This window comes from Bacillus sp. B28, from assembly GCF_029536185.1.
Taxonomy (GTDB): Bacteria; Bacillota; Bacilli; order Bacillales; family Bacillaceae; genus Bacillus; species Bacillus halotolerans.
The window spans coordinates 4,085,740-4,112,276 of record NZ_CP120511.1 but is presented as its reverse complement, the minus strand read 5'-3'; the positions used below and the strand labels follow the sequence as shown (position 1 = coordinate 4,112,276).

At 38.7% G+C, this 26,537-nt stretch carries 22 protein-coding genes and 7 pseudogenes; 11 read left to right on the top strand and 18 right to left on the bottom strand.

All coding sequences use genetic code 11. The features are described 5' to 3' along the window. Window positions 1-10 precede the first annotated feature (10 nt). Window positions 11-1,363, bottom strand: coding sequence for an MFS transporter (locus P3L57_RS20505; protein WP_059335343.1), 1,353 nt, complete (start codon window positions 1,361-1,363; stop codon window positions 11-13). A gap of 228 nt (window positions 1,364-1,591) precedes the next feature. On the opposite strand from P3L57_RS20505, the gene P3L57_RS20500 reads away from it, so the two are divergent. Next, complete coding sequence (locus tag P3L57_RS20500; protein ID WP_059335342.1) at window positions 1,592-2,491, top strand: CPBP family intramembrane glutamic endopeptidase; 900 nt, start codon at window positions 1,592-1,594, stop codon at window positions 2,489-2,491. Here P3L57_RS20500 and P3L57_RS20495 read toward each other — a convergent pair. Continuing rightward, a pseudogene (locus P3L57_RS20495) lies at window positions 2,488-4,578 on the bottom strand (thioredoxin domain-containing protein). The gene P3L57_RS20500 and the pseudogene P3L57_RS20495 sit on opposite strands and share 4 nt — an antisense overlap. A 134-nt stretch (window positions 4,579-4,712) precedes the next feature. Between P3L57_RS20495 and P3L57_RS20490 the strand changes: the two are divergent. Then, a complete protein-coding gene (locus P3L57_RS20490) occupies window positions 4,713-5,285 on the top strand; it encodes a hypothetical protein (RefSeq protein ID WP_069486639.1) in 573 nt (190 codons plus the stop codon). A 214-nt stretch (window positions 5,286-5,499) separates the two neighbouring features. Continuing rightward, window positions 5,500-5,718, top strand: coding sequence for a response regulator aspartate phosphatase (locus tag P3L57_RS20485; protein WP_069486640.1), 219 nt, complete (start codon window positions 5,500-5,502; stop codon window positions 5,716-5,718). 224 nt (window positions 5,719-5,942) lie between these two features. Here P3L57_RS20485 and P3L57_RS20480 read toward each other — a convergent pair. The 9 genes and pseudogenes from P3L57_RS20480 to P3L57_RS20440 form a co-directional block, all read right to left on the bottom strand. Then, window positions 5,943-6,125, bottom strand: a pseudogene (locus P3L57_RS20480) (DUF255 domain-containing protein); the annotation flags it as partial. An 81-nt stretch (window positions 6,126-6,206) separates the two neighbouring features. Beyond that, window positions 6,207-7,136 carry a restriction endonuclease gene (locus tag P3L57_RS20475; protein ID WP_069486641.1) on the bottom strand — a complete coding sequence of 310 codons (930 nt, stop codon included), beginning with the start codon at window positions 7,134-7,136 and terminating at the stop codon, window positions 6,207-6,209. 327 nt (window positions 7,137-7,463) lie between these two features. Further along, window positions 7,464-8,261, bottom strand: coding sequence for a hypothetical protein (locus P3L57_RS20470; RefSeq protein WP_069486643.1), 798 nt, complete (start codon window positions 8,259-8,261; stop codon window positions 7,464-7,466). A 284-nt stretch (window positions 8,262-8,545) separates the two neighbouring features. Next, window positions 8,546-8,674, bottom strand: a pseudogene (locus P3L57_RS20815) (DUF255 domain-containing protein); the annotation flags it as partial. A 419-nt stretch (window positions 8,675-9,093) separates the two neighbouring features. Beyond that, on the bottom strand, window positions 9,094-9,969 hold the full coding sequence (locus P3L57_RS20460) for an AraC family transcriptional regulator (protein WP_069486644.1): 876 nt from the start codon (window positions 9,967-9,969) through the stop codon (window positions 9,094-9,096). Between the two features lie 95 nt (window positions 9,970-10,064). Beyond that, a complete protein-coding gene (locus tag P3L57_RS20455; protein WP_059292123.1) occupies window positions 10,065-10,754 on the bottom strand; it encodes a DUF554 domain-containing protein in 690 nt (229 codons plus the stop codon). A gap of 90 nt (window positions 10,755-10,844) precedes the next feature. Beyond that, window positions 10,845-11,657 (bottom strand): MerR family transcriptional regulator, encoded by an 813-nt coding sequence (locus P3L57_RS20450; protein ID WP_277617469.1) that lies wholly within the window; start codon window positions 11,655-11,657, stop codon window positions 10,845-10,847. Window positions 11,658-11,848: 191 nt separating this feature from the next. Then, window positions 11,849-11,932: pseudogene (locus P3L57_RS20445) on the bottom strand (DUF255 domain-containing protein); the annotation flags it as partial. A gap of 223 nt (window positions 11,933-12,155) precedes the next feature. Next, a complete protein-coding gene (locus P3L57_RS20440) occupies window positions 12,156-12,326 on the bottom strand; it encodes a hypothetical protein (protein WP_081720807.1) in 171 nt (56 codons plus the stop codon). A 444-nt stretch (window positions 12,327-12,770) separates the two neighbouring features. Between P3L57_RS20440 and ydfH the strand changes: the two genes are divergently transcribed. The 3 genes from ydfH to P3L57_RS20425 all read left to right on the top strand — a co-directional run bounded on the left by ydfH (window position 12,771) and on the right by P3L57_RS20425 (window position 16,917). Continuing rightward, the gene (gene ydfH, locus P3L57_RS20435; RefSeq protein WP_069486646.1) at window positions 12,771-13,991 is read left to right on the top strand and encodes a two-component system sensor histidine kinase YdfH; all 1,221 of its coding nucleotides are present in this window, start codon (window positions 12,771-12,773) and stop codon (window positions 13,989-13,991) included. Next, a complete protein-coding gene (gene ydfI / locus P3L57_RS20430) occupies window positions 13,984-14,625 on the top strand; it encodes a two-component system response regulator YdfI (protein WP_044160239.1) in 642 nt (213 codons plus the stop codon). Before ydfH ends, ydfI begins: the two co-directional genes overlap by 8 nt. Window positions 14,626-14,742: 117 nt before the next feature. Further along, window positions 14,743-16,917, top strand: a complete 2,175-nt coding sequence (locus tag P3L57_RS20425) for an MMPL family transporter (RefSeq protein ID WP_069486647.1) — start codon at window positions 14,743-14,745, stop codon at window positions 16,915-16,917. A 576-nt stretch (window positions 16,918-17,493) separates the two neighbouring features. Here P3L57_RS20425 and P3L57_RS20680 read toward each other — a convergent pair. Both P3L57_RS20680 and P3L57_RS20420 read right to left on the bottom strand, forming a co-directional pair. Continuing rightward, window positions 17,494-17,904 (bottom strand): annotated as a pseudogene (locus tag P3L57_RS20680) (hypothetical protein). A 99-nt stretch (window positions 17,905-18,003) separates the two neighbouring features. Further along, window positions 18,004-18,627: a flavin reductase family protein gene (locus P3L57_RS20420; protein WP_044160235.1), complete on the bottom strand. Its 624-nt coding sequence runs from the start codon at window positions 18,625-18,627 to the stop codon at window positions 18,004-18,006. An 89-nt stretch (window positions 18,628-18,716) separates the two neighbouring features. Between P3L57_RS20420 and P3L57_RS20415 the strand changes: the two genes are divergently transcribed. Further along, the gene (locus P3L57_RS20415; RefSeq protein ID WP_059292128.1) at window positions 18,717-19,397 is read left to right on the top strand and encodes an ArsR/SmtB family transcription factor; all 681 of its coding nucleotides are present in this window, start codon (window positions 18,717-18,719) and stop codon (window positions 19,395-19,397) included. Window positions 19,398-19,646: 249 nt separating this feature from the next. On the opposite strand, the pseudogene P3L57_RS20410 reads toward P3L57_RS20415, so the two are convergent. Next, window positions 19,647-19,961 (bottom strand): annotated as a pseudogene (locus P3L57_RS20410) (winged helix-turn-helix transcriptional regulator); the annotation flags it as partial. Between the two features lie 110 nt (window positions 19,962-20,071). On the opposite strand from P3L57_RS20410, the gene P3L57_RS20405 reads away from it, so the two are divergent. Continuing rightward, a complete protein-coding gene (locus P3L57_RS20405; RefSeq protein WP_044160230.1) occupies window positions 20,072-20,734 on the top strand; it encodes an MBL fold metallo-hydrolase in 663 nt (220 codons plus the stop codon). 108 nt (window positions 20,735-20,842) lie between these two features. On the opposite strand, the pseudogene P3L57_RS20400 reads toward P3L57_RS20405, so the two are convergent. Further along, window positions 20,843-20,962, bottom strand: a pseudogene (locus P3L57_RS20400) (VOC family protein); the annotation flags it as partial. Between the two features lie 97 nt (window positions 20,963-21,059). Here P3L57_RS20400 and P3L57_RS20395 point away from each other — a divergent pair. After that, window positions 21,060-21,854 (top strand): hypothetical protein, encoded by a 795-nt coding sequence (locus tag P3L57_RS20395; RefSeq protein ID WP_059292129.1) that lies wholly within the window; start codon window positions 21,060-21,062, stop codon window positions 21,852-21,854. A gap of 32 nt (window positions 21,855-21,886) precedes the next feature. On the opposite strand, the gene P3L57_RS20390 is transcribed toward P3L57_RS20395, so the two are convergent. Beyond that, window positions 21,887-22,621, bottom strand: a complete 735-nt coding sequence (locus P3L57_RS20390; protein ID WP_069486648.1) for a MerR family transcriptional regulator — start codon at window positions 22,619-22,621, stop codon at window positions 21,887-21,889. Window positions 22,622-22,777: 156 nt separating this feature from the next. Then, window positions 22,778-24,088, bottom strand: a complete 1,311-nt coding sequence (locus P3L57_RS20385) for an MFS transporter (protein WP_044160227.1) — start codon at window positions 24,086-24,088, stop codon at window positions 22,778-22,780. Window positions 24,089-24,525: 437 nt separating this feature from the next. Between P3L57_RS20385 and P3L57_RS20380 the strand changes: the two genes are divergently transcribed. Continuing rightward, the gene (locus P3L57_RS20380) at window positions 24,526-24,975 is read left to right on the top strand and encodes a DUF6376 family protein (protein ID WP_069486649.1); all 450 of its coding nucleotides are present in this window, start codon (window positions 24,526-24,528) and stop codon (window positions 24,973-24,975) included. Between the two features lie 33 nt (window positions 24,976-25,008). On the opposite strand, the gene P3L57_RS20375 is transcribed toward P3L57_RS20380, so the two are convergent. Further along, a complete protein-coding gene (locus P3L57_RS20375; RefSeq protein WP_010332614.1) occupies window positions 25,009-25,938 on the bottom strand; it encodes a manganese-dependent inorganic pyrophosphatase in 930 nt (309 codons plus the stop codon). Between the two features lie 209 nt (window positions 25,939-26,147). On the opposite strand from P3L57_RS20375, the gene P3L57_RS20370 reads away from it, so the two are divergent. Next, on the top strand, window positions 26,148-26,525 hold the full coding sequence (locus tag P3L57_RS20370) for a winged helix-turn-helix transcriptional regulator (RefSeq protein ID WP_059335333.1): 378 nt from the start codon (window positions 26,148-26,150) through the stop codon (window positions 26,523-26,525). Window positions 26,526-26,537: the final 12 nt, after the last annotated feature.

Sequence of the window (26,537 nt, the reverse complement as noted above, 5' to 3'; positions counted from 1 at the left end):
CACTGACTTTTTATATCTGCTTGGCATTCGTATTGGGACCGAAGCAGATTAACAAAATGGAGCATGCGAGCCAGCAGCCGCCTATAAAGAAAAAGACGCTGACATAGCCGAGCTGAACTGCGATAAAACCGACGAGCAATGATCCGAAGATGTTCGAAAAGCGCCCGAGCCCATAAGCTAAACCGCTGCCTGACGAGCGATATTCTGTTGGGAAAGGCTCAGATGTATACGCATATAAGTTGGATGTGAAAACCCGTTCCGTAATATTGACGATGAAACCAAACACGATAATCATGATTGGAATGAAGGTCATGCCATATAAAAGACCTGCGATGGCAGTCAGAAACGCACTGGCGGCCAATATCCACTTTCTCTGAAATTTTTCAGAAATCATTGAACCCAGCAATGCGCCGAGCGGAGCGCCGACCGAGTGCAATACGTTATACCATAATGTATTTTCCATCGTGACCCCGTTGCTTTTCAGCAGGCTGGGAACCCAGGAGGCAAAGCCGTAGAATCCAAAGGTTTCAAAAATCCATACCGCGGATAACACAATGGTTATTTTAAGGTTTCTCCCCTTTAATAATCCCGCGTAACCCGCATGTTGAACTTGTCCGCTTGAGGTTTGCGGCGCCGGAGCAGGAAGCGGGCCTTTTTCTTTTTCAACGCTTGCTTCAATCCTTTTCAGGATGGCATCGGCTTTTTCATATTCACCGCGATTTTCATGCCAGCGGGGTGATTCCTCCAGCCGCCGAATAAAGAAAAAATATATAAGACCAACAGCGCCCCACACAAAGACAAGTCTCCATCCCCATGAGCCGAGCGGAATGACAAAGGCTGATACGATATTGGTGATCGGAACGCCGATCAAGCCGATCATGGCACAGAAAGAAATATATTTTCCGCGAACACTGGACGGGAAAAATTCTGCTAAATAGCTATTGGTGATGATCATGGCAGCTGCGACGCCAAACCCAGTGAGGAAACGAAACGCCATTAAGGATGGGATGTCCCATGCCGCGGCATTGCATAACGATGCGATTGAGAAAATGAAGACAAATAGGTTCAAGGCTTTTTTTCGGCCGATTCGATCTGAAAGCCGTCCCCCAAGTGATGCTCCCAAAAACATGCCTAAAAACGAAGCAGCCGTTACATTGGCAATGGTTGAAAGCTGGATGCCCCAATGCTCGATCAGTGCCGGCGCTACATTGCTGAGAGTAAATAAATCCGCAAGATCAAAGAAGTAAACAATGCCGAGAGCGGTTAATACTTGGAAGTGGACACGTGAAATCGGGAGGCGGTCTAAACGGTTTGCCGCGTTTGAAAAAGGATATGTATGTTTCTGTTTGACGCCCGTATTCATAAAAAACCCCCTTTTTTAATAGCGGGAGAAAGACTGAACATTCCCCTCTTGGCATTATTATAAGTATCATGATTCATTGGGGACAGAGTTCAAATCACTAGATGAAAGAACTAAATTCACACTTTTCGCCTTAATTTCGTTTAAAAGATTTCCAAAACAGTAGATTAATAGACCAAATTATGCAAATATATAGTAATATTCTCATTGAAAGGAAGAGTCATAGAAGGAATGAATTCATTTATCCGTCCTCTAGAAGGAAACAATACATTGTGGAGATATTTTTTCTCCTTTTTGGTGATGGTTGGCTTATTCTTTTTTGGAAGCATTGTTTATGTATTTATGATGTTATTGACTGCACTTTTAAGTCCGAATATCGCGTTTGATGTGGATACAGGTATGTTAACCGATTCTTTGGCTGATCTGTTTTTAGCTCATATCGTTTATGTATTTGCGATTCCTGGGGTTTGGCTGGCTGTTCGATTTATCCTGAAACGCCCGTTTCGGTCAGTCATTACACCGCATGCAAAAATCAACTGGCGCAGCATTTTCTTTGGCTTTCTCGCTTATTTCTTGCTGATGGCTGTGGTTCAGGGGATTGATTATGCGATTCATCCGGCGAAATACACTTTTCAGGATTTTGACGCCTCACGTTTTCTCTGGCTGCTTGTGGCAACTCTGTTATTGGTGCCGCTCCAGACTTCTGCGGAAGAACTGTTTTTTAGGGGATTTTTATTGCAGGCTTTTGGAAAAGTAATAAAGAACCCTTTTGTGTTGACGCTGATTGTCGGCGGTCTATTTGGGGTTGTACACTTTGGCAATCCTGAAATGAGTAATGGCGCTTTTTGGGCAGGCATTGAGTATGTAACAATTGGGATTCTTTTAACGTATTACACGGTCAAAACAGGCAGCCTTGAAATTTCACTTGGTGTGCATGCCGCGAATAATATGTTTTTATGTCTTTTTATTACTGAAAAAAACAGTGTATATGGAGATATTCCTTCATTATTTGCCATCACACGGGGAAATCCGATGTGGGAGACTTTCTTTACGGTTGTCGTTAATCTTTTCTTTGCGTTTATCGTTGTACAATACCATAAGAGATCAAAAAGAAAGCAGCAAGGCGTTTAATCCCTGCTGCTTTTTAATGTTTGTAAGGCTTCTTCGATGTCTGTTGTCGGCTGCTGGCAGGCGAAATTTTCACAAATATACACGGTTGTTTGATCGTCTATGATGCGATAGTCAGCCGCGAATGGCGCAATGTCTTTGCACTGGTCGGGATGCTCTGCCACCAGGATGGAATCGTTTGGAATAAAGGCCTGTTGAAGCGCGCTTGTGATTTGTTTTCTGTCTGGATCGTCCGGGCGCCCCAAAATCACAATTTCCTTTTTAGGCGTCATATGTTTTAACACACTTTGCATAAAGAAAGAGTGGCCGCTCGGATATGCCTCGATTTCAGGCTTGAACACGGAAAACATCGTTTCGGTTTTTTCAATCAGCGACAAATTGCCTGTGACTTGTCCGAGGCGCAGAAGCTGAACGGCTGCCACGCTGTTTCCTGAAGGCACGGCGCCATCGTACACTTCTTTTTCTCTGACAATTAACGCTTCTGCGTCGTGTCCGGTAAAGTAGAACCCTCCATGCTCCTCGTCCCAAAACAAATCGATCATATCGTCTGACAGCTTCTTCGCTTTTTCTAAATATGATAGATCAAACGAGGCTTCATAGAGATCGAGATAAGCCCATAAGAGAAAGGCATAATCGTCGATAAATCCTTTGTTTTTCACTTCGCCGTCACGATACCGAACCATCACCCGGCCGTCAATGATTACATTGTTTTCAATAAAGGTGATAGCGTCTTCAGCCAAGGTGAGGTATTGTGGTTCCTGGAATACCTTTGCCGCTTTAGCGAGACCCGCAATCATTAGTGCGTTCCATGACGTCAGCACCTTATCATCAACATGCGGATATGTTCTTTCTTCACGCGTCTCTAACAGCTTCAATCTTGCATCTTCAATCTTGCGGCTGAGCTCTTCTTCGGTTAAGCCGCTATCCGCTTTGATTTGTTCCCGCTTGGTATGAATGAGGTTGGGAATGTTTTTGCCCTCAAAGTTTCCTTTTTCTGTGATGTCATACACATTGCAATACAGCGTGCCGAGATCCTCTCCGAGCGTCTTCAAGATCTCTTCTTTTGACCACACGTAGTACTTTCCTTCTTCGCCTTCTGTATCCGCGTCTAAAGCAGAGAAAAAGCTCCCGTCTTCATGGGTCATTTCCCGTTGAATAAACGTAATGATCTGCTCACAAATCTCTTTGTAACGGCTGTTTTGCGTAATTTGATAAGCTTCAGTATAGGCTGTCAGCAGGAGCGCATTGTCATACAGCATTTTTTCAAAGTGAGGGACGAGCCACTCATCATCGGTCGAATAGCGGGCAAACCCATAGCCGATATGGTCATAGATGCCTCCATTTGCCATGCTGTCCAGTGTTTTCGTGACGTTGTACAAAGCGTTTTCCTGCCCCGTCTTGTGATAATAACGGAGCAAATACATGAGCATATGAGGCATAGGAAATTTCGGCGCCTGTCCGAAGCCGCCGTAGATTGTATCGAAACCGTTGGCAAGCTGCTGGAATGTCCGATGGATCGCTGATTCGCTCAACCCCTCACTTGTTTTAGCCGCTGTTTTTGTCTGTAAATGTTTAGCGGCGTTTTCTGCAATATCCTCGACATGCTCACGATCGTTCGCAAACGTTTCTGAAAGATGCTCAAGCACGTCAACAAAGCCCGGACGATTATATTTACTCGTCTTCGGAAAATATGTACCCGCGTAAAATGGCTTCTGATCAGGCGTGATAAACACATTCAGCGGCCAGCCGCCCTGTCCGGTCATCAGTTGGCAGATTCTCATATAAACAGAATCAATATCAGGGCGCTCTTCCCGGTCCACTTTAATCGCCACAAACCGTTCATTGAGGAGACGCGCAATTTCCTCATCCTCGAAGCTTTCATGAGCCATGACGTGGCACCAATGGCATGTTCTTTAGATTAGCCAAGGTTAGCTATACCCAATAGATACGAGAACAGGCTTGTTTTCGCGTTTCGCTTTTTCAAATGCTTCCTCTCCCCAAGGGAACCAGTCCACAGGGTTATGAGCATGTTGAAGTAAATAAGGAGACTTCTCAGCGATTAATCTATTGGGTTTACTTTTGTTTGGCATGGGATCACCTTCTTTCTAAATTGGTTATATTCAGGTTACCACAGTAATCATAATCAAATACATAACTGACTGTTTATGGATAAAAGAAATTCAAAAATATAGTATAATGTTTAATTATGCCATAGGAGGGAAAAATGAAAAAATTTTTGTTAAGTTTACTTTTGGGGTTATTAAATAAATTTGTAATCTCTATTGTTTTTAACATAGCTAGCCCTATAGTGTTTGCATTTATTTCTAAATTCTCAACAGGTGATTGGTTTAAACTTCTTCATAATCCACTTATTGATTGTATTTTTGGATTGCTTTTAGTATGGTTTGTTGCAAGTTTTGTTTATAAAATCTTACTACTTAGAAAAAATAATAGGGCTTCAAATTCTGATATGTTTAGGTTTGGTGGAGAAACGATTGGTCCATTATCTTATAAAGAGGTAATATGGCGTATTAAAGGAGATAGAGATCATAAAGGCTTTGTTATACAAAGATCACTTTATGCAGATACTCCTGCAATGTGTCCAAAATGTAGGACTGAGCTGGAAGAATATAAAAAAATATTAGGTTCGTATAAGTGGAAATGCATTGATTGTGGATTTGAAAAAATAAACAAGAATAACTTTTATTTTGAAGCCGGAAGAGCTGGGAAAATTGCTAGAAGAGATGCAGAAAATGCGTGGAAACTATTTAAAATGCAAGAAAGGGATAACTATTAGGTATCCCTTTCTTTATGTCTTGAAGACTGTGTTTAAATTCAACTGTCAAGTCTCGAAAGTATTGCTATCGCCGCAAAAAAATGCAATTATTTAGCCAAAGTGTAGCTAAAATGTACCTTTTTATATTAAGAATTGTAAATGGCTTTTTGATCTGACATAATACAATTAATGTAAATATTCGAATAATTTTGTAAATCCGCGGGGTGAGATTTTCTTGGATCATACATCTATAAAAAAAGAAAGGATTCCTTATGAAATTTTAATATCTAAATTGAATTCATGGTATACCACCATAAAGAAAAATATGATTGAAGAAGCCCAAAAAAAGAAGTCGGAAATTGAATCTCTTTTAGAAGATGTCGAAATAAAGTGCTTTTCTGCTTGCTTCACGATAAAAGATGTTCTTCTTTCGTTGCGAAAAAAACATAACTAGTGGAGGTAATACACCTAGAGCTAAAGAAATTCCTAACATCATCTGCACTAATAAAATTTCTTTTTTTGTGGGTTTCTTCATAAAAATCACCTTTCTTTGTAAACTTAAATATTAGTTTAAAAGATGACGTGAGGAGAGGATCAATAAAGAGTAAACAATTTTTCACTAATGGGGATATTTCGTGAAGTGCGGACTACAAGATTACTAGTTTGGTTATTCTAACGAACATGGCACCAATGACAAGTCGTCGGATGACCGATGCTAACCAGAACCGGCTTGTTTTCTCGTTTTGCTTTTTCGAAGGCTTCTTTCCCCCACGGATACCAGTCTACGGGGTTGTGAGCGTGTTGGAGTAAATATGGAGACTTCTCAGCGATTAATTTATTGAGTTTATTGTTAGTGGGCAGGAGATCACCTTCTTTCTCTTAAATTAATCAATCATCATTATATTTCTTAACTCGTTTTTTAAATCTTAATTTTCTTATTATTTAATGATTATTACCATCTTCTTTTAACTCTTTTATATATTTAGGTATAAGGTCAAACCAATTCTTTCCTAAGTTTTCATCAAGGAAATGAAGTAATTCTTGTCCTCCTATTAATTCCACACTTGGATTTTCCTTTGCAAAATTTATAGTCGCCCTAGTAAAACCCTTAGCACCAATCAAAACGCCTTTTGTTGCTTTTACATGTGTTATAGACCCCACTAAAGCTCTTGCCTTTTCTACACCTACATTCTTTTTGTATCTTTTACATTCAATAAATAGTCTTTCCTTTCTACCAATCTCTTGATTTTCAGCAACAACATCCTTCCCCCCATCATTAGAAGGTGGAGTAAGTTGTACATTATATCCTAAAGATTTGTATAGCTTAGCAATTAAATACTCGAATTCACGAGGACTAAGGCTTAATAAAGTGTCAACACTATAATCATTTTGAAGATATCTGGCTCTGATTAATACTTGTGCATCATAAAGTCCATTCATGGCCATATCTGGTAATGTCATAAAATGCGCTTTTTGATAAGCTTCTATAACTTCAAGGGCTGTTTTAGGTGAAAAATGTAATAACAAATCTAGTATCCATGTTATTCCTTCATAAGCATAGCCAGTTTCATAAAAGCGACGATAAAACTCATTTGGGTATTCTTTCATTTTTTTCTCATCACAAACCATTGCATTATACTCATCTATTCCGTAGTTCCCTGAATGAACAAGTAGCATTCTGAGTAAGTTCTTAAATTCTTGAATACTATATTGATCAATTTTATTTATGTATTGGTTTAAATAATCATCAGAGGGGAAACAATTATTTGGAAATATTCTGTCTCCTTTATCAGAATTCATTAACTCAATCCATTTCTCTAGCGTCATTTTACCTTCTTTAATTAAACGAGGTATAAATATTACATTACTCACTAAAAATCCCCCGATAACTTTCAATTTATTATTTTTTATCAGGCATGCTACCAATGAATATTAAGGTAGCCTATTATTCAACAATAAAAAGAATAGAGCTCAAACAAAGAGAGCTCTATTCTTTCTTGGATTACTTCTTCTTTTTTTCTGGAAATATATAAGTCATAATCAAAAAAACAATTATACAAATTACAAACTGAATAAGTCTATTTATAACCCAATAGTTAGTAAAGTCAATCTCGTTTGTAACTTGGATGGCAGCAAAGATAGCAAATAAAATTAGTATATATTTAAATGTTTCTTTGTTCATATCAATCAACACTTTCTTTAAATAATTGCGTATACAACACCTTGTGCAATATAACCACAGGTACTAGCTACTGAATGCCAGACATATTTATCTAGATAATCTGTAACACGATCATGAACTTCATCTAATGGTCCCATTAGAATGTAAGTATTCCAAATACCTTCCCATTTAGCACGTGAAACTTTACGTTTTAATGCACTAGGGAACTTTTTGTAAATAGCGTTAGGCAACTTTTTCTTTACATATGACTTCCCGAATATTTTTATTAGCTTTCTTCCTACAGAAATATAGCCTACCTTTTCAACCTTTATGTCACCTGAACTTACTTTAGCATTTGGATTCAATACAATTGAATTTGTACTTGTAGTACTAAGATGAATAGTATTAGTAATTGGTGATGATATATCACTAAAGCCTACTGTTGAAGTATGTATATCGTTTTTTGATTCAGTATATGAATTAGAAGTGTTATCAACTGGATTGAGATATTCATCATCATTTTTCAATGCATCACCAACAAATTCGTTAGCAACTTCTTGAATGATCTTATCCATCTCTGCTTTTGACATACTTGCATCAGAAGCATCATTATTATCTTGAGTGTTTTGATCATCAGAGTTTTCCTCTAAGCCTGTACTTGTGTCATTTTTCATTTGAGAAAAAACAGTCCCTTTAACTTCAAAACTTTGATTATTTAGCTCTAGTTTGTCTGTAGTTAAAGCACTGGCAAAAGGTGTTACAACTCCCAATGATATCGTAACAGCACAAGTTGTTGCAACTCCTAGTTTCCAATTTTTTAGAAAAAAATCTTTCAAACTAATCCCTCCAAAATTTAACTCCTATATATGTATAACATACTGATCATGGATTAATCAATGCAATTTTACCTATATAATTCTTAATTTAACTTTAAATTTTGGTTTTTACAGTATTTTTATAGGATAAATATAAATTAAGGGTTTATCGATAATAGTAAATTGAAAATATATGATTTTGAAAGTGATGACCAATAATATGGAGTAAACATGTGATGGAAAAAGATTGTCAATAGGGGTTATATTCACCATGGTGGCATAGATTACTTTCGGTTATTCTAATAGACATGGCACCAATGACATGTCGAATAGCCGATGCAACGAGAACCGGCTTATTTTCACGTTTTGCTTTTTTCGAAGGCTTCTTCTCCCCACGGGTACCAGTCTACTGGGTTGTGGGCGTGTTGAAGCAAATACGGTGATTACTCAGCGATTAATCTATTGGGTTTATTGATATTTGGCATGGGATTACCTTCTCTCTACAGAGTCAGGAAAAATGTAGAACATGATTGGGATATGTGAAGAAGGGAAACAAAAGGGACTACTAAAGTACAAATTTTCAACTTTAAAAATTTTAAAGTGCATTATATGGTATAGTCCATCAATAGAAATATGCAAAAATCCTGAATGATATAAAGATTTGTTCTCTTAATTGCAGAATGAAAAGCAGACGTTGCATTATAAAAAAACATACCAGATAGAATATTGGTATGTTTTTTATTTTCTGTATATATCATTTGAAAAATCCTTATAGTTACTCATCATGTGTGCGATTACTTTAATTGTTTGCTTTCATAAAGAACCTTCAATACCTCTTTATTTATCGTAAAACTTATTCTTTTTTTAAGATCGGTATCCAAATTTCACTTTTAAAAGAAGGTGACGTTATATCTTTATGCTCGTTCCACAATATTTCTGGACCTTCTATTTGTTCATAATTTGACGATGGAAACCATTCAGAATAAATGCGTCCCCATATTTCTTGCAGTGTATCCGGAAATGGTCCGATTGCTTCGAATACAGCCCATGTTGAGGCAGGAACTTCAAGCCGTGAGAGGTTATTTGGGCACTGTTTCGTTGTGGCTGCGCCAATATAGTGATCAAGCTCTCCTTTCTCTTCTGTTCGGCCTTCAGAAAAGTTCGTGGAAGCACTAATGAGTCCCAAAGGCGCTACATTAGAAAGCTTTTTAAGTGTATTTATTGCTTCTTCATCTAAACTTTCCCACATGGATGCAATTTCCGGATTAACCCCTTTGAAAATAAGAGGAACTCTTTTTTTAATGCCAACGATGCGAAATGCTTCTTTTTCTTCAATGCGATAGTTCATTTCACTTCCTCCTTTGATTGATAACTGGAAGGTTATACGTGGATAAGCTTTAAGTGAATGGCCATTAAGTCTGGCTTTGGATGGTTTTATGCCATGCAAATTTTGGAATGCTCGTGCAAAAGAATCTGGTGAGTTATACCCGTACTTTATTGCAATGTCAATAATTTTTACATTGCTGTCTTTAAGCTCAAAAGCTGCAAGAGTAAGACGTCTGCGACGAATATATTCGGATAATGAAATACCAGAAAGGAAGGAAAACATCCTTTTAAAATGATATTCAGAGCAGAATGCAAGCTTTGCTACTTCTTTAAAATCAATATCATTAGTGAGGTTTTCTTCAATATACGTTAATGCTCTATTCAACCTTTTAAGCAAATCCATTTATTTGACCTCCTTTAACAAAAGAATAGCAGGGGTGAAATGTTTCTACCCGACATTCCGTGCACAGTTTTGCAGGTTAATTGTAGATTAAGGATTTAAAATGGTAATCCAAACACATGAATAATTAAAATGACAATAGGCGGAATCAACAGTGATGGCAGGAGGTTCAAAGTTTTAAATTTTTTAATTCCCAGAATACTTAACCCTGAACTAAGGATTAATACACCGCCGACAATTGTAATTTCATTAATAAGGTCTGTATTTAATGCGCTTTCCATTAATTTTGCAAATAAATATATTGAGCCTTGCCAGGTAAATACTACAACCGCAGATGCTGCTATTCCAAAACCAAATGTGGAAGCGAGAACAATGGAAGTGATCCCATCTAATATACCGTTTGTTAGGAGATAAGTATAATCTTCATGCAGAGCAGCGTTAACAGGGCCTAATATTGACAACGAACCTATACAATATAATAAGATTGCAGTTGATAAACCTTCGGCTAAATTGCTTTTGGAGAACTTGTTGACTAAATTGTTAAATCTTAGTTCTAGATTTATGCTCTGACCAATCAATCCCCCAATAGCTAAACTGACAATAAAAAGAATTGGGTATTTACTAGAAGGCAAATGCTGTGTAAAGGCGTTGATCCCTAGTCCAACTGCGGCGAATCCCATTGCCTGCATAAGTATTTCTTGGTACTGATCTTTCATGCCTTTTTTGAATATACCTCCAATTAAACTTCCTGCAATGATCATAACTGTGTTAAAAATTGTTCCAAACATAGGCTATCTCCTCCAATAATAGTTCCTTTCAAAAAAATAAACCCTCAAGTAACTTGAGGGTCAAGTGTATGTAACAGCCATTAGTTAAGTTTATTTGATTGGCAAAAGTATTTCAGTCACATAATTGTCTGGATTATTAGTTACCCCATAATCAATCAGCGTTATTTCGATTGAGTCGACAGCCAATTCATAATGATGCTTTTTCATATATGTAAGTAACATTTCGTAGTATTTTGCTGCTTCTGAATGTGACCCTTTAAATCTAATTTGCAGATATTCTCTTGAGGGGAAAGTGATTTCAGGCGAAGTTATTTCATCTTCATCTTCCAGAACCATAAATATACTGGAATATCGGTCAAACTGATTTGATTTTATATTTGTTGCTGAAATGGATAATCCTACTTTTCCTAAAAATAGATCTTTGTGGACTTTAAACTTAGTTCTCAATTCTGTTACCGGATACTCAATATCTTGACCAAGAATATATTCATGTTGTAAATACGCCACACGCAGTTCAGGAAGTTTCATTTTTGAAATTTCTTCTAGCGGCATATTAACTGCGTCTTCCATTTGTTTAATGCGACGAGAGATCTTTCTCTCAATACGTGCCAATTCCCTCTTTTTTCGGTCAATTTCAGTTTGCTGGTCTTTCAGCAAGTGAATCAGAGTATCTACCTCAAGAGAATCATAAAAATCAAGTAGTTTACTTATTGGCAAACCTAATGTCCTCAGGTACTTGATTGTACTCAATCTTTCAAATTGTTGTGTAGAATAATATCTGTAGTTATTATGTTCGTCTGTAAATTCTGGTTTTAAGAGACCAATTTCATCATAATACCTAAGAGTAGGTATGTTTACATTGAATAACTTAGATACTTCTCCAATAGAGAAAAATTCCTTCATCCTAACAACCTCTCTGTTATTAAAGCGTGTTTAGTAACTGTTTATGTACATCCACATTATATATGATGCAGTAACCCCAAAGGTAAAGTTTTTCCTTATATAGACGGCCATAATCAAGATTGAGTTGATATATCTATTCTTTATTTGATTTGAGGTGAATACAGATGGTTACTTTAGCGAACGTGGCCCTAATGACAAGTCGAATAACCGATGCTGACGAGAACCGGCTTGTTTTCACGTTTCGCTTTTTCAAATGCTTTCTCTTCCCAAGGGAAATCAATGAAAATCGTTCTAAAGTGCGGACTGCAAATTACTGGTTTTGGTTATTCTAAACGAACATGGCACCGGTACGTGTCAGGACTTAGCTATTTATATCGTTTCAGGGGCAATGGTTCGCAGCATGATATGTCTTGTCTGTGTCTTGAAGGTAAATATTGAGTTTGAGTTTGAAATGTTATTTATCATTATTTTCAAGAACTCCGTAATCAATATATATCTTTATCTTTTGGAAAGAAGCTGCTTTGAACAAAAGTAAGGATAGCCAAAGATGATGAGTGGAGCTGCTAATGCAAGTAGTAACCAAGAACCTGATTGAGTGTCTTTGATGACTCCTATGAATATACAAGTACCGATGAGAAGGTACAATAAAACACCAAAAAACCAATACATACCTTGTTCCTCTTTTCTCTATAGGTTTTCTTTATTCTTTAAGGGGGCATTTTGCAGAGCCCTTCTGCTTTACTTCTTTGAGGATTTTAATGTATGAGGGGTCCGATTTTTAAATGTTTTTTCAGCCCTGATTCCTTTTCTTTGTAAGTATATAATGATGAGATCAATTGGTTTCAATAAATTGCAATCCTCCCATATGAAAGTAACTCTCCATATATTTTAATTTTAAAATTGAATATAGAAAACGTACATAAGGGCATATCCTTATGTACGTTGGGGCATTTTTAAACTTTTGTTCATCTTGCGTTTTCTTCTTGCCGTGCTGGCCGATAAATGAAATGCCTGCCGGCTCTTATGATAAGATGACAAATATGACTGGATTGTTCCTATTTTTATTGTGGATCCTTTGTGATTATACTGTCAAAGGAAAGGAAGTGAAGCAATATGTTTCGAAGAAAGCCTTTTGATAAAAACTACTTTTCACGAAATAGGCGGGCATTAAATATGCTTGCTCTCAGAGTGCCAGGCTTAGCTTTTATTCTCATGATATATATAGCCTCTATCGTGCTGCAATTTATTATTGGGAGCTGGTCCATTTTATTGCTTCATGTGTTTACAGTATTGACCGCCATTTTTGCTTTGTTGCATTGGCATTCATATCGCTGGGTTAAGAAAAGGGTCATTCTATATTTTGTGCTGCAAGGTTTGATCACTTTTACACTGGCTAATATCATGACTGGCTTCTTAGTGCTGATCATTATTGGCCTTTATGCATTTTTGATTGGACAGATTGCAGGAATAGCAGACAGAAGAAGGACTTTCCTCATACTGTATTTACTGCTTCTGCTGTCAATCAATGCAACACATCAGATTCACAAAGGTGAATATTTGCATTTTCTTGTCATTGCCGTACCTATTATGATCGTGATTATTACTTATGCCGCTACATTATTTACCCAAGTTGATGAAAAAATAAAAGCGCAGCTGACTCTTGAAAGGCTGGAGCTTGCCCATCAACAAGTCGAACAGCTGACGCTGCAAAACGAAAGACAGCGCATGGCCCGGGATTTACATGATACCCTTGCACAAGGATTGGTTAGTTTAAATATGCAGCTGGATGCTATTAATGTTCATATATCGAAAGGTAACACAGATAGAGCAAAAGAAATCATTCAACAATCTATGAATAGAGTGAAAAGCACATTAGCTGATGCACGTTCAGCTATTGACAATCTTCGCAGCAAATCAGAAGAAATCGATTCTTTAAAAGAAAGAATTACCTTACAAATGGATCATTTTAAAGATGCAACAGGTCTGTCTTGTTTTTTAGACTACAGATTAACTCAATTGCCTGATGTTCGCACTGCTGAAAATTGTTATTACATCATAGGAGAATGCCTTACAAATGCAGCAAAACATGCTGAAGCAGAAACGATATGGGTATCAGTTTGGGATGAGAAAGGAAACCTCCATTTAACCGTCAGAGACAATGGAAAAGGCTTTGATGTTGAAAAAGGCAGGAAAAAGAGAGGACATTATGGACTTCTTGGTATACAAGAACGCGTCAGAGCAATGAAAGGCCAATTCAATATAACGAGTGAAAAATCAGTAGGTACACAAATCGAGATAATCTTGTCAAATCAGGGAGAGATTGAAGATGAATAAGGTTTTAATCGTTGATGACCATCTGGTTGTGAGAGAAGGTCTCAAGCTGTTAATTGAGACGAATGATAACTACATAATAATCGGAGAGGCGGAAAATGGAAAAAAGGCGGTTTATCTTACAGATGAATTAAAGCCAGATATCATTCTTATGGATTTATACATGCCAGAAATGAGTGGGTTAGAAGCGATTAAACACATAAAAGAAAAACACAGCATACCCATTATTATTTTGACTACTTATAATGAGGATCACTTGATGATTGAGGGGATTGAATTAGGAGCAAAAGGATATCTGTTGAAGGATACGAGCTCAGAAACCCTATTTCATACAATGGATGCAGCAGTAAGAGGAGAAGTGCTGCTGCAGCCTGACATTCTTAAACGTTTTCAAGAAATTCAATTGGAAAGAATGAAGAAACCAAGCAGCGATACTCAGTTAACGGAAAAGGAAATCGTTGTTCTAAAGGCAATTGCAAAAGGATTCAAAAGCAAAGCGATAGCCTTTGATTTAGGAATCTCAGAAAGAACCGTGAAGTCAAGACTCACGTCCATTTATAATAAATTGGGAGCGGATTCTAGAACAGAAGCAGTCGCGATTGCCATGCAGAGAGGTATTTTAACTTTAGATATATAACACAAGGTTATTTAAAAGTTGCCCAAACGTACATGCCCGAATGTACGTTTTTTTCATTTCCTTATGAACTACAATTAGGAAGAATGTTATCAAGCAATGTATTGAAAGGAGATTATGATGTCAAGAATGTTATATAAATTAGGCGGATGGGTCGCTCGCCATCGCATTAAAGTAATATGTGCGTGGATCGTTGTGTTGATTACAACGATAGGGGCAGCCGGCATATTAAAACCCAGTTTTTCTGAGAATATGTCAATACCTGACACGCCTTCGGAAAAAGCAATGAAGGTGATCAATAAAGAATTTCCTCATGGTCCTGATAAAGGGAGCATACGGATCATATTCGGTGCTAAGGATGGGGAGAAACTTACTGCCAAATCAGCAAAAGAAGCAATAGAGAATACACTAAAGGAAATGAATAAAGACGATTCCATTGATTCGATTGCAAGTCCTTTTCATGCAGGAACGATCGCAAAAGATGGGACAGTGGCTTATGCTGATATCAAATACAAATCATCAGCAGATGATATAAAAGATTACTCTATAAAACATGTGAAAGATAGTTTATCCATTGCTGATGATGAAGGATTACAAACGGAGTTAAGCGGAGATATACCAGGAGCCGAGATGGAGATTGGCGGTGTATCAGAAATAGTCGGTATTGTCTTGGCTTTTGTTGTTCTAGCTATTACATTTGGCTCTTTATTAATAGCAGGCTTACCGATTTTAACTGCACTTATTGGTTTAGGCGTAAGCATTGGGCTGACTTTGATTGGAACACAAGTGTTTGATATTGCCTCCGTCAGTCTTTCATTAGCCGGAATGATCGGCCTTGCAGTTGGTATTGATTATGCCTTGTTTATTTTTTCGAAACACCGCCAGTTTTTAGGTGAAGGTATACAAAAAAATGAATCAATTGCGAGAGCTGCGGGAACAGCTGGAAGTGCTGTCGTTTTTGCCGGACTCACAGTTATTGTCGCACTTTGCGGATTGACTGTAGTTCATATTCCTTTTATGTCCGCAATGGGGCTAACAGCAGGGCTCAGTGTGCTCATGGCTGTATTAGCTTCAATTACATTAGTGCCTGCCGTTTTATCAATAGCAGGGAAACGCATGATTCCGAAAGCAAACAAGAAAAAAGAAATACAAAGCGCTGAAACAAATTTCTGGGGACGCTTTGTCACAAAGAACCCTATTCTTTTAAGTGTATTTAGTATTCTCATCTTGCTAGTCATTAGTATTCCATCTATGCATTTGGAGCTAGGTTTACCTGATGCAGGAATGAAAGCTAAGGATAGTCCCGAGCGCCGGGCTTATGACTTGCTTGCCGAAGGTTTTGGAGAAGGATTTAATGGCCAATTAACGATAGTGGCGGATGCCACAAGTGTAACAGAAAATAAATCTGAAGCATTCGCAGATGCAGTAAAAGAAATTAAGGATTTAGACCATGTAGCAAGTGTTACTCCTGCAATGCCTAATGCAAAAGGCGATTTTGCTATTATTACGGTTGTTCCTACAACAGGTCCAAACGATAAAGCTACTAAGGATTTGGTACAAGATGTACGCAGTTTAGCAGATCAAAACGGAGTAGATTTGCTCGTCACTGGATCGACGGCAGTGAATATAGATATTTCAGATCGTCTTAATGATGCAATACCAGTATTTGCTGTACTCATTGTTGGTTTTGCGTTTATCTTGCTGACAATCGTATTCCGTTCGCTGCTAGTACCTCTTGTTGCTGTAGCAGGTTTCATATTAACAATGACAGCAACTCTTGGGGTTTGTGTATTTGTGTTACAGGATGGAAATCTTATTGACTTGTTCAATATACCTGAAAAAGGGCCGATTCTCGCGTTTCTGCCTATTTTAACGATTGGTATTCTTTTTGGCTTAGCAATGGATTATCAGGTATTCCTTGTAAGCAAAATGCGTGAAGAATATGTGAAAACAAAGAATCCAGTACAAGCGATTCAAGCTGGATTAAAACACAGTGGACCTGTTGTCACCGCAGCCGGGCTAATCATGATATTTGTTTTTGCAGGATTTATCTTTGCTGGTGAAGCTTCTATCAAAGCAAATGGATTAGCTCTTTCCTTTGGTGTATTGTTTGACGCATTTATTGTAAGAATGACACTCATTCCAAGTATCATGAAGTTGATGGGGAATGCAGCTTGGTATTTACCAAAATGGTTAGACAAAATCATTCCGAATGTAGATATAGAGGGTCATCATCTAACAAAGGAGATACAGCCCGAGATAGATACTGAACAAAAACACCGAATCAGTATGTAGCCATATAGGCTCGTTCTCATAACATGTAAGGATGTAGCTCCTCTTTTTTTAAAGGGAATACAACTAATGGCAAAGTATTAGAGGTTAAATTTTATGGGCAATAAACAACAAAAGAAGAATATATAGAACGAGAGAAATAAAATTTATTTAAGAGTGGACTGAAAGGTCTACTCTTTTTTCATTCCGTCATCTGAATGAAGAAATGGTTATTCTAATAGTCATGGCATCAATGCAGAGTAGAATAGCATATAGACTTACCAGAAGTACACAACTTAAAAAAAAGCTCAATGAGAGCTCTTTTTTTCCAAAATGAAATTCACTTATTCTTTTTTGGGGGGAATATAAAAGTAATAACCAAAAAAACAACTATACAAATTAAAAACTGAATAAGTCTTTTTAGAAACCAATCGTTAGCAGGACCAATTTCATTTGAAACTTGGATGTAGCATAAACTGCAAATAAAGTTAGTATGAATTTTAATGTTTCTCTGTGCAAATCAAACAACACTTTCTTAATGCATATACAATACTTTGTACACCATATCCAAAATTACTGGTTATACATGCTAATCCTTTACTATTCTTGAGATAAATAATTGAAATCCGTTTTTTCAAATTCAGGAAGTTTTTTGTCAATTTTTAAAGCGGAAAATAACTCTTGAACATATTCACGAATAGCTGGCATATCAAATGGGAAATCGAAATTAAATTCCTCTGTAACAGTTAAAGTGTCCATTACATATGAACAATTATGTTTCATACCCAATAGGTCATCATTAAAACGTAGCACAGCTTGATATGATGAATCAGGTAGCTCAAAGTGAGAAATCAAAAAAACATTAATATTGTTACCTTCTTCAGAATCTGGAAATCTTTCATCAACGTATAATAAAAAAGCACATCTCTCATCATCGTTTCATTCTACTTGAAAGAATTCAAAATCTCTTAATCTCAATAAACGTTTAAATCTCGTATTTAAAATTCTCATTTTCAATATCTCCGTTTTTATTTTAAGCTGTTACTAACGATTTCCATTGAAACATAGAAGGGGTATAATACGCAATTTCCCATTAAAAGGTTTATTGAGTCATGTTTCCGAACGAAAGGTTTTTCCTATTTCTTTTCCTAAACCAAAATAGTGTCTGAAATTATAAATAAGCGGACTCCATTTTGAAGGGTCAATGTGGTTGTCGTTCAATATGATCTTTTCCTCGGCATGAAAATGTAAAGCTTGTGTTTCCACAATCGCAAATGATGGTTCGTAATCTGGTATCCGAATATGTTTCACTTCTGCTTCTATTTGGATAGGGCATTCTTTAATTCTTGTTGGTGCTACTGTCATTGATGGTAAAGGTGTTAACCCTGCCGCTTCGTATTTCTCTTTTTTGTAAGTAAACCCGAGCTGTTTCTTCAAAGGCGGGATATTCTTTTTTCCGCTAAAAGACGAAATTCTTTCAACGTTTTTCCATAAATCGGGGCTGGGCAAGTTAATGACACATTCTTTGTGTCTCTTTATATTTTCAATGGCTTTTCCTCCTAGTCCTACGCCCAGAACAATATAGTTTCCAAGCGCCCACGAGGAAGACATCGGACTAATATTGGTGGTTCCGTCTTCATTCAAAGTGGAAAGAAGGAATGTTGACGTGCCATAGTACATAATGTTTGGTTTGATTTCTTTAAAATGAAGGGTGTCTTGTTTTTCACTGTTCAACGCTTACTGCCTCCTAATCATTATTTATTTATATTGTAAAGGTTTAACATTTCAACTATCATCGAAATATGAATGTAAGGAGGAGAATGATGAATCCTAATATTGCAAAGGTTGCTTCGTTACTATCTGACCCCACGCGTTCTTCTATTCTTTTGAGCCTTATGGATGGAAGAATACACCCTGCTGGAGAGCTTGCATATTTCGCGAAAATCAAGCCTCAAACTGCGAGCTTTCACCTGCAAAAATTACTTGAAGCACAGCTCATCAGTGTAGAGAAGCATGGAAGACATCGGTATTATAAATTGGCTAGCGCCGATGCTGCAAAAGTGATCGAACAATTGCTCAGTATTTCGCCTGATTCAAAAGTGAAGTCTTTCAATGATTCAAAAGAAAAAAGTGATTTACACTTTGCCCGTACCTGTTATGATCATCTGGCTGGTTACATCGGCGTGCAAGTGACACATTCATTAGTCGAGCAGGGCTTCTTACGAAAAGCGGATTTACAGTTTGAGGTGACTTCAGAAGGCTCTTTGTTTTTCAAGGATTTTGGAGTCGACGAAGAAAAACAAAGAAATAAGAGGAGATCTTTTGCGCTTTGCTGTTTAGATTGGAGCGAGCGGCAGCATCATTTAGCAGGCGCTTTGGGACATGCATTATTAGATAGGATGCTAGAACAACAATGGATTGTGCGTATGCCTAAAACTAGAGCTATTAAGGTTACACAAAGCGGAAAAGCTGCATTTGAGAAATACTTTAAATTGAGTATCTAATAGGAAACATACTTTCTCCATCTGTAAAAAGAACATAGAGAGTGTACAAAGCAGATGGACGGCGCCATATTGATAAAAACGCAAAGTAAAGTGATGTAATTCCTTATATTTTGAAATACTTAAAGCCTGTGATGATCTTGAATTTTTTCGTCCAGGTTTTTTAATTGGCATGAAGCTATGTTTAATAGTCAGCCATGTCCCTTTCATTACGCTCTGGGCGGTTTTGAATGACTCAGATATTCGATTCCCCATCGATGAAATGATAGGAGATAGCTTTTCGCCGAGCTTTGTTAAAGAATATTCCACCTTTTCCGGTACAGTATTCTCTGCCTTTCTCTTCACTACACCATCTGCTTCTAGTTCCCTTATTTGCAACGTCAGCATCCTTTGTCTGATACCTGGTATTCATCTTTTCAGTTCATTAAACCTGACCGGTTGATGAGATAGGATATCGATGATGATACCCTTTCCATTTTCCGCAGATAATGTGTAAAGTCATTTCTGCAGGACATGCTTTTTTCCTTCTGCACTGCAAGCACCATACCCATTGAACCGATTTCCCATATCGTCACCTCACAATTTAAGTTACAAAAATGTGCTTCATTACATATCCACCTTATTTGTAAATTGTATTACAGTAATGGTAACAAAAATATACAAAGGAAGTGGTTTGCTTGAACTTAATACAAATATCAGAACATGTCTATCAGTGTGAATTTGAACTCGATGTACCGATTCATATCCCAGTTCATATTTGGTTTATTAAAGATGGCGATGATGTTTATATCATTGATACAGGAATAGAACGTTTCGCAGATGCGCAAATAATGGCAGCGTTGGCAATTGGCAATCCAAAAGCCATTCTGCTGACCCATGGCCATAGTGATCATATTCAAGGTGCAGCAAGATGGTTAGAGAAGTTTGACATTCCTATTTATGCCCATCAAAAAGAACTGATTTATATAAATGGAGAAGCGCCTTATCCGAACAAAAATGACGTCGAAAACACAGGGGTAGCATATATTGTCCGGCCGCTGACGGAGCATACACTTGCTCATTTGCCGATACAATACTATGTAGCACCCGGACATTCTCCGGGGCATGTTATCTACCATCATGAAACTGATAACATTTTATTATCGGGAGACCTTTTTATTACAAGTAAGGAGGAGCTGCACCCGCCTATCAGAAAATTTAGCGTCGATATGAATGAGAATATAGATAGCGGCGCAATCATAGATGAAATCAAACCAATTCTTATCTGCTCATCGCATGGACAAAGCATTCTTTATAATGAAGAACTGTATAAAAGGTATGTTTTAAAGTATAGAGATTAAAGAATATTAATTGGTTGGGGAGAAGGGTGAAACTATTTTGAGTATCGTTTTTTTAGAAGGAATAAGTCCCTCAAAAACATACCAAATTCACGGTATGTTTTGGGAGATTTAAAGATACTGTGATAGTTCAATCAGGTTCTGATCTGGATCTCTTATATAGACAGATAGAATCGGACCAAGCGCACCGGTTCTTTTTACAGGCCCTTCCTCTACATTGACATTCATTTTCGTGACATTCTGAAACAAGACGGGCTGCATGTGATCTGCTGTGTACTTTTCCTGCATATAATGATTCATGAAGGTGAATAGGAAAGGGTGAATTCAATTGAATCCATACAACAGCAGAATGGCACCTTATTGGGTTTATCATGCCGGAGAATCAACGCTTTACCAGTATCCATATGCCTATAGGCAGCCCGTTTTCTCGCGCGCCATTATTACTGCAGCGCGGGGTGACGTGACGGGAGATGGAGTCGCTGATGAAGTCTTCCTTATTGGCAATCAAACGTCAGGCAGTCCGCTATGGAGAAATATCACTTTGGTGATACGTGACGGCAAAACACATCAGGAACGGCAAATCCAGCTTCATAACAATATCGGATACAATCCGTCACTTTTTCTGGCTGATGTGACAGGCAATCAAACGGAAGATGTGGCTGTTGTAATCGATACCGGGGGAAGCGGAGGCTCTATCTATGCGTATGTGTTTGCCTATATGAACCGGCAGTTCAGACAGATTTTCAATTCGGATTCTTTTAATGATGAATTCAAGTACAGTGTGAGCTATCAAAATCAATATAAAGCGAGCGTGATCAGTCAACGCCAGCATGAACAGTATATACTGGATCTTACTTACAAAGGCAGAGACTATTTGAATGAAATTTATACGAATCAGGGTGTTTTAAAAGCGCCGATAGAAGGCTGGGTCAATCCTTTATCCGGCTTGTATCCGGTTGATTTCAACAGAGACGGCGTATACGAATTGCTGGCGTATCAGCGGATCGCCGGAAGATATAACGCTGACTCATTGGGATATGTTCAAACCGTATTGAAATGGAACGGGCGGAATTTTGGCGTTGACCGGCAGAATGTATCGATTGTTGGCGGTGCCGCAACTTGAGCAGAGAGAATGCGTAGTCGCAAAGACTCACGCTACAGGTGTTCTGCAACGACGGTCAGATAATAAGATAAACCGGTTTGCTGCTCTTCTAACATTCCTCGATGGAAATCATCCTGCATAAAAAATCGTGTTTGTTTTACGTAATCTTCTTTGCTTGTCGGATGTCCGTTTTGATTCAGGAACGTAATATGATTCATGACATGCTCTTGCACGGCAGGGTCATGATACGTGACACCGCTTCTTAAAAAATCAGCCATTCCATCAAGAAAATGTTTTGCCTCTATCGCCATTTTGTTCATTTCATCTACATTGACAGCGTGGGTATCTACTTCAAAATCGTAATGCTCTTTTAAATGGTCATTTTGTTCCGCTAAAGATTGTTTCCATTCGTCAGCGGTTTCAAATCCTTTAAACATGACCTTATGATCCATGTTCTCACCTCTTCTTGTGTATTCTAAAGACGTATTGACCGTTTGAACGAAGCGATGGTACTTTTTAATTTTCTTTTCAAACAGCTTTTTTTGCTTTTCTAATGTGCCAGTTCTGTCAGCATCCTCATCTAATAACCTTTTTATTTCTGACAAAGGAATATCTAATTCTTTGTAAAAAAGGATTTCCTGCAGTCTTTTTAGCTCGTCGGCACCATAGTACCGATACCCGGCTTCGCTGATTTCTTTTGGGACCAGCAAGCGGATTTTGTGGTAATGATAAAGCGTTTTGATTGTCACGTTCGCAATGTGCGACAGTTCTTTTACTGTTACTTTCACAGCTCAATCCCTCCTTCCTCTATCACTATGAGGCCTTACCTTTGGTTGGAGTCAAGAATAAAAATGATGTTATTTTTACCCGGTGAGAATGGGATATAGCCCCCGAGAAAGCCGTTTTATGATCAAAGAAAAGAGTGCTTGCAACACAAGCACTCTTTACTCCAACTTAATTCTTTTCACATCTCCCAGCACAAATACGTAAAAAATCAGCCCAAGCAGCAATACAAAACCGGCAACCAGGAAGCTGAGCGTAAAGGAACCTGTCACATCAAACAAATATCCCGTGAGTGAAGCGGCGATTATGCCTCCGAATAGGTTGTTTGCCAGGTTTACCATGGAACTCAGCATGGAAACGGCGCCAATCGGGGCCAGTTCTGCGGAGATGGACCAGCCGACCGGAGCCGTTGCAGAAACGCCGGCGAGGCCGATTGAAATGCAGATAATCGCGACGGTGATATTATTCGTCAAAATGGAGCCTAAAAAGAAAAAGCCGAAGCTCATCCCTACAATGATCACGGTTCGGTACACCTTGGTGTTGGAATAGCCTTTTTTGATAAGGTAATCGACGAGCCAGCCGCCGACCACAATGCCGGAAATGGTTGAGATCAGCCACGGCACGGCGGTGAATAAACCGGATGACATGAGATCCATTCCGTATGTATGCTTAAAGAAAGTCGGAAGCCATGTAAGCAGCAGGTTGAATGTATAGCCGTACCCCGTAAATCCGATCATTAAGCCCCATACTTTACGATTAGTGAAAAGCTTTTTTAAAAGCGGACCCGTTTTGTAAGGGATTTGTTCTGTTGTGATTGTATTGTGTTTCTGAATATAGTTTAATTCGCTTTTGGAAATGCGTTTGTGCCGTTCGGGCTGCTCGTAGTACTGCCAGAAAAAGATGGTAAACAGCACATTGATGCATCCGATCGTTAAAAAGGCGACCCGCCAGTCAAATGTTGTGACGAGAAAGGCGACCAGCGGCGCTCCGATTACGTTTGAAAATTTGGCGGCTGAATCAAACAGTGAGTTCGCCAGACCCCGTTCGCTTGGCGGAAACCATAGAGCGGTTGCTTTGGAAGCGGCGGGGAACGCCGATGCGCTTGTCAGCCCAATGAGAAAACGGAACACATATAAGAGCAGTTTTCCTTGTAAAAAAGCGAGAATGATCGTTAAAATGCTCCAAACCGTCATTCCGATTCTTGTGACCCAGGCCACGCCAAACCTGTCCAATAAACTTCCGACGGGCAGCTGCATCAGTGTGTACGAATATGTGTAAATCGAAAACACAATGCCGAGTTCAGTTGCTGTGAGGTGAAACGAATCTTGTATCGCCGGGGCAGCTACAGAAATGGCCACTCGATCAAAATAATTAAGAATGATAATGCCGCTCAGTAACGAAGATATATACCATCTGGTATGCCCGGGCCGTTTCACGCGCTCTTGACTCATGATGAAAACCTCCTCTGTCATAGCATGATCTCCGGATGTAAATACCATTCAAATTTTAAATACCACAGCTCTCTTTTATGTAAACGAACAGCAGGAATTTGACTGGAAAAGCCCATTGCTTTAGAATGAAAGTAATAAAAATGAACACTCCAAAGGGGAGTAGCTTTCACAGTAAAGTCGTCATTACGGGACAAGGTGTCCTCGGCTTTGCTGGCAATTTAATTGTTAGCGAGACCTTTGCCAAATCTGATTTGGTGAAGGTCTTTTTGTTTCTGAACTTCACCAAATCGGTGGAGTTTTTTTCATTTTTATCAAAAAAGGGAGAGGAGATTTACGATGTCTAAGCTGAAGAAATGGCTGAAACATGAATTGGTGAAGAAGGGGCTGCCATTAGCGAAAGAGAAATTGATTCCGATCTTAAAAGAAAAAATGAAGAAGAAACGATAAGGGGGCAAACAATGAAGAAAATGGTTCTGACGGTTTTGGCCGGCGCTGGTCTTTTGGGGGCAGGCGGATGCGGAATACTGGATCAGGTGAATGACGGGCTGGATTATACAAATGAAGCGTCAGCTTATGTGGAAAAGGTGAAGACGTTTGCAGAGGAAGCGCCTGCATTAGCTGAGGAAGCTGTAAATGACACTGAGGCGAAAGAAAAACTAGAGACACAGCTTGAGTCCATTCAAAAGGCAGCGGCTGATTTTAATGAATTAACCCCGCCTGATGCCGCAGCGGAGCTTCACAACACCCTGCAGGAGCATAACGAAACTTTGCAAAAAAGTGCGGAAGACGTCTTGCATCAAGTGGAAGAAGGAAAGGTATCGCTTGAGGAATTGGAGCAATCCGAATTGATCCAAAACACTAAGCAAATGACTGATGTAATGGGGCAAATTGAAAAGCTTGGCGAATGAGGAAAAGCATCCCGGGAGCGGGATGCTTTTTTATTATTCTGCAATCGCGTCTGTTAACACAGGAACGACTTGTTTTTTACGAGAAACAACGCCTTTAAGAAGGGCTGTGTTGTTTTCTAATGTGACGTTGAACGCTTTTTCCACTTTGTCCGCTTCGTTACCGATTGCAAGTGCAAGTGAATCGTTTTCTAAGATGTCTGTGATGACAAGAAGGAACAGATCAAGGTTCTTCTCAGCCACAACTTTAGAAATCACTGCTTCTAACTCAGCTTGGCGCTTTCTCACATCTTCAATATCAACTGTGTTGACTTGTGCGATTTCGACTTTTTTGCTGCCGAGTGTGAATTCTTTTGCATCAAGAGAAATCAGCTCTTCAACTGTTTTTTTGCTTAAGTCAGCGCCGGCTTTCAGCATGTTTAAGCCGTATTCTTCAGCATCTACGCCAGCGATTTCAGCAAGTTCTTTTGCTGCCGCTACGTCTTGATCAGTGCAAGTTGGAGATTTGAATAACAGAGAGTCAGAAATGATAGCAGACAGCATAAGGCCGGCAATTTCTTTCTCGATTGTTACGTTATTCTCTTTGTACATTTTGTTTAAGATTGTAGCCGTACAGCCGACAGGCTCAGCACGATAGTAAAGCGGCTCAGCTGTTTCGAAGTTTGCGATTCTGTGATGGTCGATGACTTCAAGAACCTGAACGTCTTCAATATCCTTGATGCTTTGCTGGCGTTCGTTGTGGTCAACAAGGATAACGCCGTTCACTTCGTTTGCAGCTGTTTCTACAAGACGAGGGCTTTCTTGTTTGAAGTAATCAAGCGCATATTGAGTTTCGCCGTTGACTTGTCCAAGTCTGACAGGCTCAGCGTTAAAACCGAGTTTGTTTTTTAAATCAGCGTAAGCAATAGCAGAGCAAATCGTATCTGTGTCTGGATTTTGGTGTCCGAAAATAAGTATTTTTTCCATGATAACTCCTTATCCTTTTTTAAGTAGTGTAAACATTCTTTTTATAGTTTAACACGTCTTGCTGCGGGTGTAATCATGCAAACCCTTAAAAATTGATGTGAATAAAAAGCATTTTTTTTGAGTGGAAGAGGAAAGGTGTGTAAAATACTGGGTAGGTCAGTTGCAAAATGATCTGTAGTATCAAAAAAGGTACTATTGGAGGGGCGAACATGAGCCGAAAAAATAATATTTATCCGAACAAAGAAGGCTGTCCAGTTGAATTTACACTAGATGTCATTGGCGGAAAGTGGAAAGGAATCCTTTTTTATCACATGATAGAAGGCAAGAAACGGTTCAATGAGTTTCGCAAAATCTGCCCGAGTATTACCCAACGAATGCTGACCCTGCAGCTTCGGGAGCTTGAAGCGGATGGCATTGTTCATCGCGAAGTTTATCACCAGGTGCCGCCCAAGGTTGAGTATTCTCTGACAGAATTCGGGCGAACGCTTGAGCCGATTGTATTGCAAATGAAAGAATGGGGCGACGCCAATCGAGAAGTACTGGAGGCGCGTCGTTCGAACAGTTTATTAAAAGAACAGCAGAAGTAGCAGCAAAGGGAG